A 15,298-nucleotide genomic window follows, 5' to 3' on the forward strand; every position below is an offset into this window, starting at 1 on the left:
ACAATCACGCCCATGGTATCCCTGCTTGTACGGCAGGGCGGTTTCCTTTAGCAGGGAACTACACCACCAGTATGTATGCGCCCCAGCGCCCCTTTCGGGTTCTGGGGCGTTTCTACAATTCGGCCTCGATTTCTACAAAAGTGGAGCGCTGATGGAACCCAGTGCGATCGGACGCCGTTTTGAGCGCTTGCTTTTCTTTGCTGGGCCGCTAGCGCTGATGTGTGTACTCATGTTCTTTGTGGCATATGCCTCGGAGGAGCAAGAAGAGCGCAGGCGAGCGAAGTGTTTGCGATCGATCGCCGAAGTTATCGCTAACAGCCAGGACGATCTTGAGGCGGCGCGTTCGCGCAGTTCTAAGCTGGGCCCACGCGTTCAGTCTATTGAAGCTTGGTCTGCGCTGCGGCAAGTACTGATCCCTTGGGAGGTACGTAATTCCCAATGCGATCAGTACCTACCGAAGTTCGACATCAAAGACAAAATCCCTAGCCCCAGTGAGTTGATCGAACGACTTAGCAAAGAGGCAGATGTCTTGGTGGCAAAGCCGCTGACTCTGTATGGGGTGGAGTTGCCTGATCGCGCGAGCATTAGCGCGCTTGGAACGCCGATACGTATGGAGCTTCAGACGCTGGTGCGTGTGCTTCAGGTCGTGCTTGGACCGATTTTGGTGCTTTGGCTGGGTAGCCTTTACAACACCCGCCATCGGGAAACGCTTTTTATTGGACATCTGTCTGATGTTCGAGGGCTCTATCCACACTTGATAAACGTTTACCCGGTGTCACTGCATGGCGCGCCAACATGGAACATGTTGCGAAAGCGTAGCTGGATAAAGTTTGCGATGTACAGATACGGGCAGCCGGCGCTATACGCGTGCATACGGATTGGGTTGTTGTCGGTGTTCATTGCGCCCCCTGTTGGCTTTTACTTTGGCAGTCTGTTACTGCTTGATGGTGGGTCCTATTCAAGTTTCTTTGCGGCAGTCGGATTGGTCGTTGCCCTCTTCGCGCTCGGAAACATCATCTGCGAGCTGCTGCCGTGGCATGTGGAAAAGCGCTTCTCCATTCGGCCCTCGGCGACACTCTGAGTGGAGTCAACCAACAGGTTGGCGAGGCAAAACAGAAAGCGACCCTTCGAAAGACGGTCGCTTTTTTGTTTTTCTGGCGCTATGGCTGACGAAGGCTCAGGGCTCTCGGGGCTGGGATCCAGCGATCAGTGCAGTTCCGGTACCAGGGTGTGCGTCAGACGTTGCGCCAGCATTCGCATGCGCACGTGCCGGGTCCGGCCGGCGGCGGCCATCATCGACAGGGCGCAATAGCGCGCGGTTCTTTGCTCCCCTTCGGCCAGCGCGTGTTGCAGTTCGGCCCACCAGCCCATGGTGTGCAGCCAGCAGCCGGCGTGCAGGGGGCGGATCAGCTGGCGACAACTGTGCAGGTGAATGAGGGCTTCCCCGTGCCGGCCCTGCAGCAGGCACAGGTGGTGGCACAGGAAGGCCAGCACGGTTTGGGCGACGGTGACGTGAGAGGCCGAAAACGTGGTCGCGGCGTGATCGCTCAGCAGGTTGCCGCACAGGAGATGCAACTCCTCCAGGTGGTCGGGGCGAGCCACTTCCACCGGGGAACGGGTGTGTCCCAGCGCCAGCATCAGGACCTCGTTCTTCCAGAGGTTGATCAGCGGGTGCAGGGCGTGGTCGATGTCGTCCGCCCCCAGCAGCGACTCCAGCGATCGCGTGAAATGATCGCGGGCCTCAGTATGTTGCCCAGCCCAGCTGGCGGCAATGCCGGAATAGTTTTCCACCCTCGCCAGGGCTTGGGCGGCGTCTTCGCGGGACGGCAGATTCAGGGCCAACTGGCGCGAATGACCCAGCAGATCCCAAGCGGACTGGTCCTGCCCCAGCACGGTGGCGCAATAGGCGGCCAGACACATGGCTTCCACGGTGCGTGGGCCGTCTCCCTGCGCCGCAAGCCCATCCCCGGCTTTGCGTGCCATCGACATGGCGTGTTCGTAGGAGGAGTCCAGCAAATCGGCTTGCGCCAGCTGCAAGAAGGCGATGGCCTGGGCGTGACCGTCGTCCTGTTGACCGGCCCTGCGCAGGGTCTGCATGGCCAGTCGACGGCTGCCCAGCGTGTCACCGGCCCGCAAGGCCTCCCAGGTCGGGCGATGAATGTCCGCAGGCGCAGAGGGTGACTGAGAGGGCATGGGGTACGGCTGGCGTCATCCCGTCCGGATCCCAGCGGGCCGGCGTTGACGTTCTGTAACAGCCATCGTATCCCCGAAAGATTCGGCCACCATGACGGAAAGCAAGACTATCCCCAAAATTGAGGATAGATCATCCCTGGTCAGTGGATGGCGTGCTCTGGGTTCGAGGCCGCCTCTGCCGGTCATTGCCAGCCGGGGACCTTGCGCAGCACGAAGTTCAGCGCAGGGCCCCCCGTGGTTTCTGCGGGCTGCCGCACCCCGCGGATCTCCCGTCCACAGGCCTGGGGGGGAAGGCCGCCTGTCCAGACGGCGTCGATGCGCACGCCATCGGTCGACTCGTCCAGGGTGAACTCACCCCCTTCCACATCGCCCGATACCAGGGCGGTCAGGTCGTTGCCGGTGGCGCTGCGGCGCAACTGTCCGCGCACGCTGCCGGGAAACTCGGGGTGGCGCTCGAACAGCATCGCGCCTTCGGATGACGGCCGGTCCTCCGGTTCCCCTTCAGGCCAAAGGCGAAGCTGCCACAGGCCGTACAGGTGCAGAGGGGTGATGGCGTCCGCGCTGACGCAGGACGAAGCGGGTCCGGGCGATGGCCCTTGGGCGAACCCGGACGCGTGGATGCCCAGGCAGGTGGCCGCTGCGAACAACAGGCGCCAAGGGATCATGTGACCTCCGGTTTGGGCGCGGCCGCGCGCTGGGCAAACTCGGCGCGCAAGGCGCGCAGTTTTTCTCTCGGGTCTTCACGAACGGTGGCCTGGTCCAGCCCCATCTCGTCGATGAACCGGCTGCGTTGCCCGGGCACGCTTTCCCGCCCCTTCTTGCGGCGCTTGAGCCAGCTCACCGCCAGGGTGCGCTGCGCGCGGGTGATGCCCACGTACATCAGGCGGCGCTCCTCCTGCAGCCGGTCGGCCAGCACAGGGGCGGGCAGATCGCTGTCGGCTTCGTCGACCTTGAACGGCAGCAGGCCTTCGTTGACCCCCACCAGGATGACGTGCGGCCACTCCAGCCCTTTGGAGGCATGCAGGGTGGACAGGGTAACGACGTTCTGGTCCTGTTCGCGTTCGGACAGGGTGGAGATCAGGGCGATGGTCTGCACCACTTCCAGCAGGCTCTTGCGCTCGGTTTCCACCTGCACGCCGCCCTCGTTCTCGATCCTGCCGCCGCAGCGCCCGGCCACCCAGTCAACGAAGTCCATCACGTTGGACCAGCGGGCGGCGGCAATCTTCTCGTTGTCTTCGCTGTCGTACAGGTGCTGCTCGTAACCGATGTCCTTGAGCCACTGCAGCAGGAAGGCCAGCGCGGCCTCATGCCCGACCGTATGGCGGGCCCGGTACTCCAGGTCGTTGACCATGCGGCCGAACTCGTGCAGCGTGGTGATGGCGCGGCTGCTCACGGCGCTGGACAGCGAATGCGAGAACAGGGCCTCGAACAGGCTGAGCTTGTACTGGGTGGCAAACGTGCCCAGCTGCTGCAGCGTGGTGTGGCCGATGCCCCGCTTGGGTGTCGTGGCCGAGCGCAGAAAGGCCGGATCGTCGTTGTTGTTGACCAGCAGCCGCAGCCAGGCGCACAGGTCACGGATCTCGGCCTTGTCGAAGAAGCTCTGCCCGCCGGAAACCTTGTAGGGAATCTGTGCCCGGCGCAGCGCCTGCTCGAACGCCCGCGCCATGTGGTTGGCCCGGTAAAGGATGGCGAAGTCGCGCCACTCCTTGTGCGGGCTGTTGGCGCGCAGGCTCTGGATGCGCGCCACCGCGCGCTCGGCCTCGTGTTCCTCGTTGTCGGCGTCGACCACGCGCACCGGCTCCCCTTCACCCAGATCACTCCACAGCGTCTTGGGGAACAGCTTGGGGTTGGGGCCGATGACGTTGTTGGCCGCCCGCAGGATGGCACTCGTCGAGCGGTAATTCTGCTCCAGCTTGATGACCTTGAGCTGCGGGAAGTCCACCGGCAGCTTTTTGAGGTTGTCCAGCGTGGCGCCGCGCCAGCCGTAGATGGACTGGTCGTCGTCGCCCACCGCGGTGAAGCGTGCGCGCTCGCCCACCAGCAGCTTGAGCAGGTCGTACTGCGTGGCGTTGGTGTCCTGGTATTCGTCCACCAGCACATGGCCCATCTTCTGCTGCCACTTCTCGCGCACCTCGGGATAGTCGCCCAGCAGCTTCAGGGGCAGCCGGATCAGGTCGTCGAAGTCCACGCTCTGGTAGGCGGTCAGGCGTTCTTCGTAGCGAGCCATGATGGCAGCAGTCACCCGCTCGTTCTCGTCGCGGGCCTGCTTCTGTGCCTGCTCCGCTGTCAGGCCGGCGCTTTTCCAGGCGCTGATGGTCCATTGCCAGGCGCGTGCGGTGTTAGCATCGGTGGTGCCGCCGCAGTCCTTGAGCAGGCTGGTGATGTCGTCGGTGTCCAGGATGGAGAACTGCGGCTTGAGGCCCAGCACCTGACCGTCTTCGCGCAGCAGTCGCACGCCCAGGGCATGGAAGGTGCAGATCAGTACCTTTCGGGCCTCGCGTCCCACCAGTTGCCCGGCGCGCTCGCGCATCTCGGCGGCGGCCTTGTTGGTGAAGGTGATGGCGGCGATGCGGTCTGCAGCCAGCCCGGCCTGGATCAGGCGCGCGATCTTGTGAGTGATGACCCGCGTCTTGCCCGATCCGGCGCCGGCCAGCACCAGACTGGGGCCGCCGAGGTGGTTCACGGCTTCGAGCTGGGCGATGTTCAGACCGGCGGACATGGAATCGGGCGAGCAAAGCGCTTGATGATACCGGTCTGCTCAATCACTGTCCCGAACCCCGGCAGGGTGCGGAGCCGATCCTGAGACAATGCCGCACCGTGCTGCAAATCCTTCTTGTCACCTTCCCTTTCTTCGCCCTGGTGCTGGCAGGCTTTCTGGCCGCGCACCGGCGCATGCTGCCACTGGAGGCCATTCCGGGTCTCAATGGCTTTGTGCTGTTCTTCGCGCTGCCCTGCATGCTTTACCGCTTCGGGTCGACCACGCCGATCGCGCAATTGCTCGACGCCTCGGTGGCGGGGGTCTACCTGCTGTGCGCCCTGGTGATGGTGGCCTTTGCCATCGTGGTGACGATGAACGGTCGCATCCGCTGGAACGATGCGTCTTTCGGCGCGCTGGTGGCGGCTTTCCCCAACTCCGGTTTCATGGGGGTGCCCCTGCTGGTGGCCTTGCTGGGTCAGCCCGCGGCGGGACCGGTCATCCTGCTGATCCTGGTGGACATGGTGATCACCAGTTCGCTGTGTGTGGCCCTTTCGCGGCTGGATGAGGGGCAAGGGCATGGCACACAGGCCATGGTGGATGCGGGTCGCAAGGCCTTGCGCGGCGTGGCCGCCAACCCGATGCCCTGGGCGATTCTGGGCGGTGCGCTGGCGTCCTACCTGCAGTTCCAGCTGCCGGGGCCAGTGGAAAAGACCGTCTGGCTGCTGGCCGACTCGGCATCGCCGGTGGCCCTGTTCACCATTGGTGCGGTGCTGGCGCGTTCGCAGATCCAGGCCAATCACCCGATGCCCCTGTCGGACTACCTGCCCGTGGCATTGATGAAGCTGGTGCTGCACCCGCTGCTGGTGCTGGCGGTGGGAACGGCCGCCATCCAGCTGGGTGTGCCACTGGACCGCTTCGCCCTCACGGTCATGGTGCTGGCCGCGGCGCTGCCCAGTGCGAGCAATGTGTCCCTGCTGGCCGAGCGCATGGGGGCCGACAACGGGCGCATCGCCCGCATCATCCTGGTCTCCACCGCGGCGGCTTTCCTGAGCTTCTCGGGTGCGGTGGCCCTCCTGACCTGATCCGACCGGATCCTTTCCTGCGGCGCAATGCTGCGCCGCCGCATTGGCGTTCGCTATGGAATTGATTTGCGCAATTGGATCGACATAGCGATAGATGGCGCCTAAAGTAAGGGCTCCTTTTCACGAGGAGCCCGTCATGAAGCCGACCGAATCGCCCTTCAATGTGCACAGCGACTGGCTGGAAGCGCTGGCTGCCCTGGCCGCCACCTTCTGACGTACCGGTTCATATCCCATCACCACAGGAGAGCAGAGATGAGCAACCCGACCACCGAAGCCAAATGCCCCTTCCACGCCGCTGGCGGCGCACGAGCCACCCACGGTGCCCAGTCCAACGCCGACTGGTGGCCCAATCAGCTGAACCTGTCGATCCTGCACCAGCACCAGCCGGTGTCCAACCCGATGGATCCGGACTTCGACTACGCCGAGGCGTTCAAGAAGCTGGACTTCAAGGCGCTGAAGAAGGACCTGGCCGACCTGATGACCCAGAGCCAGGACTGGTGGCCGGCCGACTACGGCCACTACGGCGGTCTGTTCATCCGTCTGGCCTGGCACGCCGCCGGCACTTACCGAACAGCCGATGGCCGCGGCGGTGCCAACACGGGTAACCAGCGCTTTGCGCCCCTGAACAGCTGGCCCGACAACGGCAACCTCGACAAGGGCCGCCGCCTGCTGTGGCCGATCAAGCAGAAATACGGCAACGCCATCTCCTGGGCCGACCTGTTCATTCTCTGCGGCAACGTGGCCATGGAGACCATGGGCTTCAAGACCTTCGGCTTCGGTGGTGGCCGAGAAGACATCTGGGCGCCGGAAGAGGACATCTACTGGGGCGCCGAGATGGAGTGGCTGGCCACCAGCGACAAGCCCAACAGCCGCTACAGCGGTGACCGTGAGCTGGAGAATCCGCTGGCAGCCGTGCAGATGGGCCTGATCTACGTGAACCCGCAGGGCCCGGATGGCAACCCCGATCCGGTTGCCTCGGGCAAGGACGTGCGCGAGACCTTTGCCCGCATGGCCATGAACGACTACGAAACCGTGGCCCTGGTGGCCGGCGGCCATACCTTCGGCAAGATGCACGGCGCAGGCCCCGCGGAGCTGGTCGGCCCCGAGCCGGAAGGCGCGCCCATGGAGGAAATGGGCTTTGGCTGGATCAACAAGCACGGCACTGGCAAGGGTGGCGACACGACCACCAGCGGTTTCGAGGGTGCCTGGAAGCCCAACCCGACGACCTGGGACATGGGTTACCTGAAAGTGCTGTTCAAGTACGAGTGGGAGCAAATGACCACGGCCGCCGGCGCCATCCAGTGGCGTGCCAAGAATGTTGACCCCGAGGACATGATCGTCGACGCGCATGATCCGAGCAAGAAGCATCCGCCCGCGATGACAACGGCCGACCTGTCGCTGCGCTTCGACCCGGCCTACGAGAAGATCTCGCGCCATTTCCTGGCCAACCCGGACGAGTTTGCCGATGCCTACGCCCGCGCCTGGTTCAAGCTGACCCACCGCGACATGGGTCCCAAGAGCCTGTACCTGGGCCCCGAGGTGCCGGCCGAAGACCTGATCTGGCAGGACCCCATCCCGGCCGTCGACCATCCGCTGGTCGATGCCAAGGACATTGCCGCGCTCAAGGCGCAGGTGCTGGCCTCTGGCCTGTCGGTGGGTGAACTGGTGGCGACCGCCTGGGCCTCGGCCTCGACCTTCCGCGGTTCCGACCGACGTGGCGGTGCCAATGGTGCCCGCATCCGCCTGGCCCCGCAAAAGGACTGGGAGGCCAACCAGCCGGCGCAACTGGCCAAGGTGCTGGGTGTGCTCGAGGGTATCCAGAAGACCTTCAACAGCGCCCAGAGCGGTGGCAAGAAGGTGTCGATGGCCGACCTGATCGTGCTGGCCGGCTGCGCCGCGGTGGAAGCTGCGGCCAAGGCGGCGGGCCACGCGGTCGAGGTGCCGTTTGCACCGGGCCGCATGGACGCCAGCCAGGAGCAGACCGATGTCGAGTCCTTCGCCGTGCTGGAGCCCGTGGCTGACGGTTTCCGTAACTACCGCCAGAAGGCCTATCGCGTTTCGCCCGAGGAGATGCTGCTCGACAAGGCCCAGCTGCTGACCCTGAGCGCGCCGGAGATGACGGTGCTGGTGGGTGGTCTGCGTGTGCTGGGCGCCAACCATGGCGGCAGCAAGGACGGTGTGTTCACCCAGCGTGTGGGCCAGCTGACCACCGACTTCTTCACCAACCTGGTGGACATGTCGACCGCCTGGAAGCCCACCGGCGACAACGCCTACCAGGGCACCGACCGCAAGACCGGCGCTGCCAAGTGGACCGCCACCCGGGTCGACCTGGCCTTCGGCTCCAACTCGCAGCTGCGCGCCATTGCCGAGGTCTATGCCCAGAGCGACAACGGCGGCAAGTTCGTCAAGGACTTTGTCGCGGCCTGGAACAAGGTCATGAACCTGGACCGTTTCGATCTGAAGTAATCAAGCGTTGATCAGGCAGGTTCCCTGCCCCTGCCCCCGGTGCCGCAAGGTGCCGGGGGTTTTTTCTTTCTTACGTCAGCGCTCAGACCGCGAGCGGATCCACATCCACGGCAAACCGGATCAGCCCGCGCGCCTCGGGCAGGCTGCGACCCTGCAGCAGCAGCGGCTGCCAGGCCCACAGGAACCGTTGCAGGGCCTGGCGCGAGTGGGATTCGACCAGCATCTGGGCGCGTTCCACGTTGGCCACCCGCTGGATGGGCAGGGGCACGGCGGGATACAGGGTCACCTCGTCACGGCCGGGCAGGTCCGCCGCGGCATCCGCGACACCGTTGAGATAGGCCTGCGCCGCGTCCTGGGTGCGGGCGTCGGCGCGCAGCAGGGCCTGGTATCCGAAAGGCGGCATCGCCGCCGCTTCCCGTTCGGCCAGTTGCTCGGCGGCAAACGCGGGGTAGTCGTGCTTCTTCAGTGCCGCGAACAGCGGGTGGGTCGGATGCCAGGTCTGCACCCACATCTCGCTGTGACCGCTGTGTCCCGCATCACGCCCGGCGCGGCCGGCGGCCTGCATCAGCAGTGCGAACAGGCGTTCGGGCGCGCGGTAGTCGCTGGCGAACAGGGCCGCGTCCACGTTGAGGCCCGCCACCAGGGTGATGCGCCGGAAGTCGTGGCCCTTGGCCACCATCTGCGTGCCGACCAGCACGTCGACCTCGCCCTCATGCAAGGCCTGGAGCTGCTGTTCCAGGCTCCCCTTGGTGCGGGTGGTGTCGGCATCCATGCGCGCCACCCGCGCCGGTGTGCCGTCGGGCCGCACCGCCTGTGATAGCAGACCCGCCAGCTGTTCCTCGATCTGCTCGGTGCCGCGGCCGATCGGTGCAATGTCCAGGTTGCCGCAGTCGGGGCAGGCCCGCGGCACGCGCCGGGTGAAGCCACAGTGATGGCAGCGCAGGGTGCGGTCCAGCTTGTGGAAGACCTGGAAGGCGCTGCAATGGGGGCATTGGCTTTTCCAGGCGCAGGCGTCGCAGGACAGGACCGGGGCGTAGCCGCGGCGGTTCAGCAGCACCAGGCACTGTTCCCCCCGGGCGATCCGCTCTTCCATGGCCGCGAGCAGGGGGGGGGACAGGGTGGCCCCTTTGGGCTGATGGTTCATGTCCACCAGCCGCAGGCGGGGCAGTTCGCCGCCACCGATGCGGCCTGGCATGGCCAATCGCCGGTAGCGACCCTGCTCGGCCGCGTGCCAGCTTTCCAGCGATGGCGTGGCCGACCCCAGAATGACCCGGCACGGATGGGGCCCCCGGTCGCTTTCCACCTTGGCGCGGTAGACGGCCAGGTCGCGCGCCGAGTAGCGCGCGCCCTCCTGGCTTTTGTAGCTGGGATCGTGCTCCTCATCGACCACGATCAGGCGCAGCCCCGGCAGGCTGGCAAAGATGGCCATCCGTGTGCCCAGGACGATGCGTGCCGTGCCGGCGTGGGCGGCGAGCCAGGCCTGCAGTCGCTGGGCCGGTGTCATGCCGCTGTGCAGGCTGACGAGCGCGGCGCTGCCGTGACGGGGCTCGAAGCGTTGACGGAAGCGCTCCTCCAGCTGGGGGGTCAGGTTGATTTCCGGCACCAGCACCAGCACCTGGGCGGCCGGGTCGTCCTGCAGCACCTGTTCGGTGGCGCGCAGGTAGACTTCGGTCTTGCCGCTGCCGGTGCTGCCGTACAGCAGGGCCGGGCGGTCGAGGGTGCCCAGGGCGTCAAGCACCTGCTGCTGCTCTGCGCTGGCCTGGGGTCGTGACACTGGCGTCTCGGGACAGGCAGCCGAACCGTTGACTTTGGCCAGGCGTTTCAGTCGGCGGGCCAGCTGGGTGTTGTCCAGGTCGCGCAGGGCGGGGGGCAGCACCGACAGGGCCATTTCGCCCAGCCCGCGCTGGTAGTAGCGCGCGGCGAACGCCACCAGCTGGCGCCAGCCGTCACCCAGAGGCATCAGGCCATCCAGCACCGCGCTGACGGGCCGCAGCTGTTCTTCACTGCAGTCGGCCGGCGGGTCGGACGGGCAAGACCAGACGATGCCCAGGACCTCGCGGGCGCCAAGCGGCACACGCACCAGGTTGCCCGCTGCAAGCGGCTGCTCACTTCGGTAGGTGAGGGGGCCCGCGAGCCCGCTGTGGGCCGGGGTCGCCACCACCACACTGGGCCAGTAAGTCATAGTTAGCAGTTTTTCTTCAGCTTTACTGGTGAAAAACGGTGTAAGTCCTTGATTCTTCGATCATTCCACAGCTGTCCAGAGAATCTGTGGATAACTTTGTTGATAGCTTGTGCCAGCGCGCCCGGAGGCCTTGAAAATCAAGGGTTTGCTTAAACTGCCTGCAAAAAAAGCACCGATCAGATCTCAATAAAATCAACAACTTACGAAATTCCATGCGCTGAAACGCACACACACGGACACCAAGGTGTTTTGGCGCGCCGCAGCACGAAATTTGTGCATAAGTGAGTTCTGTCAAGTGCGATTTTGGGCCGGATTTGTGCTAGGTGGACCCCAAACAGGCACGCGAGCGCTTCAAAAGGCCCTTTGCCGGTGCTGCGAGGCCATTGAAATCTTTCATGCACATCAGGACTGGGCACGCAACCGGCGCGAATGACGGTGCACGGCATCGACCAGTGCATTCACATGCTCAGGCGGCGTGTACTGGCTGATGCCATGGCCGAGGTTGAAGATGTGCGTCGGACCCGTGCCGTCGCCCTGGTGCGGTCGGCCAAAGCTTTCCAGCACGGCCGCCACCTCGCGGTCGATCGCCTCCGGTGGCGCGAACAGCACGTTCGGGTCGATGTTGCCCTGCAATGCCTTCGAGTCGCCCACCAGCGCGCGCGCCGCGCCCAGGTTCACCGTCCAGTCCAGGCCCAGCGCCTCGCAGTCCAGGTCCTTCATGTCGGCCAGCCACAGGCCGCCGCCCTTGGTGAAGACAATGCGCGGGATCACCGTGCCGCTCGCGTCGGTGCGCTTGAGCTGTGCCAGGACCCGTTTCGTGTACGCCAGGGAGAACTCCTGGAATTTGCCGTCGGCCAACACGCCGCCCCAGCTGTCGAACACCATCACGGCCTGCGCGCCCGCGTCGATCTGCGCGTTGAGATAGGTCGCCACCGCGTCGGCGTTGATGGCCAGGATGCGGTGCATCAGGTCCGGTCGGCTGTACATCAGCCCTTTGACCAGGCGGTAGTCGTCGCTGCCACCGCCTTCGACCATGTAGCAGGCCAGCGTCCACGGGCTGCCCGAGAAGCCGATCAGCGGTACCCGGCCGTTGAGCGCCTTCCGGATCGAGGTCACCGCGTCGAACACATAGCGCAGTTTGTCCATGTCCGGCACGGCCAACTGGTCCACATCGGCCTCGGTGCGTACGGTCTTCGCGAACTTGGGACCTTCGCCCTGCTGGAATGACAGGCCCAGCCCCATGGCGTCGGGCACGGTCAGGATGTCGGAAAACAGGATGGCGGCGTCCAGCGCGTAGCGCTCCAGCGGCTGCAGGGTCACCTCGGTCGCGTAGTCGACGTTGGTGGCCAGCCCCATGAACGAACCGGCTTTGGCACGCGTGGCGCAGTACTCAGGCAGGTAGCGTCCGGCCTGGCGCATCAGCCATACCGGCGTGTGATCGGTGGCCTGGCGCAGGCAGGCGCGCAGGAAAGTGTCGTTCTGCAGGGGGGCGAAGCTCATGCGGGTATCCGGGAAGGTGGGCAATGGACAAACCGCCGATTATCCCGGTTACCTTCGGCCGCGCACTTGCGCCAGCGCAAGCGCGGCCGCACGAGATTCAGGCGGTGCCGTTGCGGTACTTGATGCTGCAGCCGTATGGCAGGCTGGTGCTCTTGCTGACCGGTTTGCCTGCGAGCAGCTCGTCCAGACCCTGCCGCACGTAGTTGGTGGCTTTCTCGATGTCGGCCGCCCGGGCCGAGGGGATGCTGTCGATGCCGCCCGCGTAGACCAGCACGCCAAGGGCGTCGATCAGGTACATGTGCGGGGTGACCCTGGCGCCGTAGGTGGCACCGACCGTGCCGTCCTCATCCATCAGGGTGGCGGTAGGGCTGGCGCCCTGGTCGGTCATCCAGCGCGCCAGTTGGGGTGGCGGCAGGTAGTCCGCGCTGTCGTCACGCGTGGAATTGATCGCCAGCCAGGCCACACCTTTGGCGGTGTAGGTTTTCTGCAGGGATTGCAGGTTCCCCTGGTAGTGCTTGCGCACGAAGGGGCAGCCCGGGTTGTTCCACTCCAGCACCACGGGCTTGCCCTTGAACTGGGACAGCCGAACGGTCTTGCCGGTGGTGTCTGTCAGCGAGAAATCGGGTGCCGGCTGACCGACCAGCGCAGCCGCATGGACCGCCCGGCCCGCCAGCAGGCCCGCGGGCAGCGCCACGGTGGCGGCCCCGAGTGTCAACAACGGACGGCGTCGGATCATGATGAACTCCTGTCTGGGGTGAATACGGACAGCGGAGTCACGGCTCACAGACCGGTCAGCGCCGCACGGACCTCCTCCACGCTCAACACCTCGGACAGCACCACCGGTGCCCGTCCGTTTTTATGAATGGCATACACCGGCACGCCGTTGCGGCCCAGGGCGGCCAGTGCAGCGGTCACGGCCGGGTCGCGCCGCGTCCAGTCGGCACGCAGCAGGGCCACTTGCCGGGAGGCCATGTCCTGCAACAGGGCCGGGTCGGCGAGGGTGGTCCGCTTGTTGTACTGGCAGGTCACGCACCAGGCCGCGGTGAAGTCGACGAAGACCGGACGACCTTCGGCCAGCAGGGCGTCCTGCCGGGCCTGGCTCCAGGGTTCCCAGGTGCCTTCGCCTGGCGTGGCGACCGATGCCGTGACATCCGCCGGCAGCATGGTGGTCACCCGGGGGCCGATGGCGACGGCCAGCCAGACGAGTCCGGCCGCCGAGACCAAGCCCAGCATCAGGCGACTGCGACCCCTCAGGGTCAGAGCCCACACCAGCAAGGCCAGGGCCACCAGGATCATCAGCAAGGCGGCGGCGCCGTCGATGCCGGTCTGCTGGCCCAGCACCCACAACAGCCACACCACCGTGGCGAACATCGGAAACGCCATGAGCTGACGGAAAGTCTGCATCCAGGCGCCCGGGCGCGGCAGCAGGCGGGCGACGGCAGGCCACCAACTGGCCAGCAGGTAGGGCAGCGCCATGCCCAGGCCGAGCAGGGCAAACACCGACAGGGCCTGCCAGGCGGGCAGGCCCACCGCCAGTCCCAGCGAAGCGCCCATGAATGGCGCCGTGCAGGGCGAGGCCACCGCCACCGCCAGCACGCCGGTCAGGAACGCATCCACCGTCGGGTGCCGGGCCTGGTAAGCGGCCAGCTGGCCGGGCAGCATCTGGCCGAACTCGAACAGGCCCGCCAGGTTCAGTCCGATCAGCGTAAACAGCACCGCCAGCGCCGCCACCACCATCGGGTCTTGCAGCTGGAATCCCCAGCCGATGGCCTCGCCGGCGGCCCGCAGGCCCAGCAAAAGGCCTCCCAAAGCCATGAAGGACAGCACCACGCCGGCGGTGTAGGCCAGGCCGTTGCGCCGGTGCGCAGCCCGGTCGTCGGCGTGCCGGGCAAAGGCCAGCACCTTGATCGCCAGCACCGGGAACACGCAGGGCATCAGGTTGAGGATGAGTCCACCGATCAGGGCGCCGATCAGGGCGGCGCCCAGTGTCAGTCCCGACGCGGGGGCGGGGCCGCTGGCGGCCCGGGCCGCGTTGGCGTCCAGTGCCGCCTGCAGCGCTGGTGATACCTCGTTGCCCGATGGCAGCGCCGCCACAGCGGGCCAGCTTCCCTGCACGGGCAGCACGGTGCGTACCCCGGCCTCTGCGGGGCCGACGGCAGGGCCATCGGCGCGCGCCAGCACCAGCGGCAGCTCGGACGGACCTTCGCTGCGGTGGGCTGACAGCGGGATGCGCGCCGACCATCGATCGCCGTCCCAGGCCTGTGTCCAGGGGGCGCCGGGTTCGATCAGTCCAGGGGTTTCCGGGAAGAACTCCAGCGTCTTTCCGCGCCAGTCTGCGGGCAAGCCCCCCAGATTCACGCGCAGGAATCCTTCCTCGGGTTCGATGCGGCCGTCACCCGCTGCAAGGGCGGTGGGTGCCGCTGCCAGAGAAGCATCAAACAGGGCTGCGTTCGCCGCCGTGGAGCCTTCGGCCGGAATGCTCAGGCGCAGGGAGGCTTCTTCGGGGATGCACTCCTTGCGGCAGGCCAGCCAGCTGGCTTCCAGGCCAATGTCCAGGGTCGGTGCCCGAAACGACGGATCGATGGTCAGGGGCACGGGCAGCAGCACTGTGTCACCGTAGCCATAGTTGGCCAGGTTGCCCAGCGGGAACTTGCGTGGGGTGGGCCACGCAATCTCGCCGGCGGTGACGCCAGGGGGCAAGGTCCAGCGCAGTTCGGTCGGCAGACCTGAATCACCCGGATTTTTCCAGTAGGTATGCCACTCGGGGGCGTGGGTCAGCTGCAGGCCTACCCAGACGGTGCGGCCAGCGCCCACGCCTTGCGGCGCGTGAGCCATCAATTCGGAGCGCACCTGCTCGGTCTGGCTGATGGCAGCGGCACTCCCGCGGACCAGCAGGGATTGCGCCGAGGCCATGCCCATGGACAGAAACAGCAGCAGGGCGATCAGCCAGGCCAGGGGGGCTGGCTGGCTGCGGAAAACGGACAGGGCAAGAGCGGGCATGGGCAGTCGGAGTGCGGATCCGGGACACAGGTTCCCCTCATCCGGCGGTGGAGGATCAGGCTGCAAATATAAGTGGAGCCTGCCAGACCGGCCCCGGGCGGTGCGCCGGCTGTCGGATCGATCGGTCGAACGCATTCGTGAAATGGTTCACAGATGGCGCCATCTTCGGTAAAAAGA

The 15,298-nt window shown here is 65.8% G+C and carries 10 protein-coding genes; 3 read left to right on the plus strand and 7 right to left on the minus strand.

The window, feature by feature from the left end; translation table 11 throughout:
- The first annotated feature begins 151 nt into the window (after positions 1 to 151).
- Positions 152 to 1,081: a hypothetical protein gene (locus ACFQNJ_RS10430; protein ID WP_382256852.1), complete on the plus strand. Its 930-nt coding sequence runs from the start codon at positions 152 to 154 to the stop codon at positions 1,079 to 1,081.
- Between the two features lie 125 nt (positions 1,082 to 1,206).
- On the opposite strand, the gene ACFQNJ_RS10435 is transcribed toward ACFQNJ_RS10430, so the two are convergent.
- From ACFQNJ_RS10435 to ACFQNJ_RS10445, 3 genes are all read right to left on the minus strand, one after another.
- A complete protein-coding gene (locus tag ACFQNJ_RS10435) occupies positions 1,207 to 2,193 on the minus strand; it encodes a hypothetical protein (RefSeq protein WP_382256855.1) in 987 nt (328 codons plus the stop codon).
- A 182-nt stretch (positions 2,194 to 2,375) separates the two neighbouring features.
- Positions 2,376 to 2,858: a hypothetical protein gene (locus ACFQNJ_RS10440; protein WP_382256858.1), complete on the minus strand. Its 483-nt coding sequence runs from the start codon at positions 2,856 to 2,858 to the stop codon at positions 2,376 to 2,378.
- Positions 2,855 to 4,912 (minus strand): ATP-dependent helicase, encoded by a 2,058-nt coding sequence (locus ACFQNJ_RS10445; protein ID WP_382256861.1) that lies wholly within the window; start codon positions 4,910 to 4,912, stop codon positions 2,855 to 2,857. The genes ACFQNJ_RS10440 and ACFQNJ_RS10445 overlap by 4 nt, the downstream gene beginning before the upstream one ends.
- Positions 4,913 to 5,010: 98 nt before the next feature.
- On the opposite strand from ACFQNJ_RS10445, the gene ACFQNJ_RS10450 reads away from it, so the two are divergent.
- Together ACFQNJ_RS10450 and katG are read left to right on the plus strand one after the other, a co-directional pair.
- Positions 5,011 to 5,973, plus strand: a complete 963-nt coding sequence (locus ACFQNJ_RS10450) for an AEC family transporter (protein WP_374641980.1) — start codon at positions 5,011 to 5,013, stop codon at positions 5,971 to 5,973.
- Between the two features lie 252 nt (positions 5,974 to 6,225).
- A complete protein-coding gene (katG, locus tag ACFQNJ_RS10455; protein ID WP_382256865.1) occupies positions 6,226 to 8,439 on the plus strand; it encodes a catalase/peroxidase HPI in 2,214 nt (737 codons plus the stop codon).
- Positions 8,440 to 8,521: 82 nt separating this feature from the next.
- Here katG and priA read toward each other — a convergent pair whose 3' ends face one another.
- From priA to ACFQNJ_RS10475, 4 genes are all read right to left on the minus strand, one after another.
- Positions 8,522 to 10,621 carry a replication restart helicase PriA gene (priA, locus tag ACFQNJ_RS10460; protein WP_382256868.1) on the minus strand — a complete coding sequence of 700 codons (2,100 nt, stop codon included), beginning with the start codon at positions 10,619 to 10,621 and terminating at the stop codon, positions 8,522 to 8,524.
- Positions 10,622 to 11,023: 402 nt separating this feature from the next.
- Positions 11,024 to 12,121, minus strand: coding sequence for a uroporphyrinogen decarboxylase (gene hemE / locus ACFQNJ_RS10465; protein WP_382256871.1), 1,098 nt, complete (start codon positions 12,119 to 12,121; stop codon positions 11,024 to 11,026).
- A gap of 97 nt (positions 12,122 to 12,218) precedes the next feature.
- Positions 12,219 to 12,857, minus strand: coding sequence for a thioredoxin family protein (locus ACFQNJ_RS10470; RefSeq protein ID WP_382256874.1), 639 nt, complete (start codon positions 12,855 to 12,857; stop codon positions 12,219 to 12,221).
- A gap of 44 nt (positions 12,858 to 12,901) precedes the next feature.
- Complete coding sequence (locus tag ACFQNJ_RS10475; protein WP_382256877.1) at positions 12,902 to 15,121, minus strand: protein-disulfide reductase DsbD family protein; 2,220 nt, start codon at positions 15,119 to 15,121, stop codon at positions 12,902 to 12,904.
- Between the last annotated feature and the right edge of the window lie 177 nt (positions 15,122 to 15,298).

The organism is Hydrogenophaga bisanensis, assembly GCF_042665135.1.
Lineage (GTDB): Bacteria > Pseudomonadota > Gammaproteobacteria > Burkholderiales > Burkholderiaceae_C > Hydrogenophaga > Hydrogenophaga bisanensis.

What these genes read in the sequence shown, in the direction of transcription:
- ACFQNJ_RS10440 (WP_382256858.1), bottom strand. Translation starts at nt 2,858, where the DNA reads ATGATCCCTTGGCGCCTGTTGTTCGCAGCGGCCACCTGCCTGGGCATC.
- hemE (WP_382256871.1), bottom strand. Translation starts at nt 12,121, where the DNA reads ATGAGCTTCGCCCCCCTGCAGAACGACACTTTCCTGCGCGCCTGCCTG.
- ACFQNJ_RS10445 (WP_382256861.1), bottom strand. Translation starts at nt 4,912, where the DNA reads ATGTCCGCCGGTCTGAACATCGCCCAGCTCGAAGCCGTGAACCACCTC.
- ACFQNJ_RS10475 (WP_382256877.1), bottom strand. Translation starts at nt 15,121, where the DNA reads ATGCCCGCTCTTGCCCTGTCCGTTTTCCGCAGCCAGCCAGCCCCCCTG.
- ACFQNJ_RS10470 (WP_382256874.1), bottom strand. Translation starts at nt 12,857, where the DNA reads ATGATCCGACGCCGTCCGTTGTTGACACTCGGGGCCGCCACCGTGGCG.
- priA (WP_382256868.1), bottom strand. Translation starts at nt 10,621, where the DNA reads ATGACTTACTGGCCCAGTGTGGTGGTGGCGACCCCGGCCCACAGCGGG.
- ACFQNJ_RS10430 (WP_382256852.1), top strand. Translation starts at nt 152, where the DNA reads ATGGAACCCAGTGCGATCGGACGCCGTTTTGAGCGCTTGCTTTTCTTT.
- ACFQNJ_RS10435 (WP_382256855.1), bottom strand. Translation starts at nt 2,193, where the DNA reads ATGCCCTCTCAGTCACCCTCTGCGCCTGCGGACATTCATCGCCCGACC.
- katG (WP_382256865.1), top strand. Translation starts at nt 6,226, where the DNA reads ATGAGCAACCCGACCACCGAAGCCAAATGCCCCTTCCACGCCGCTGGC.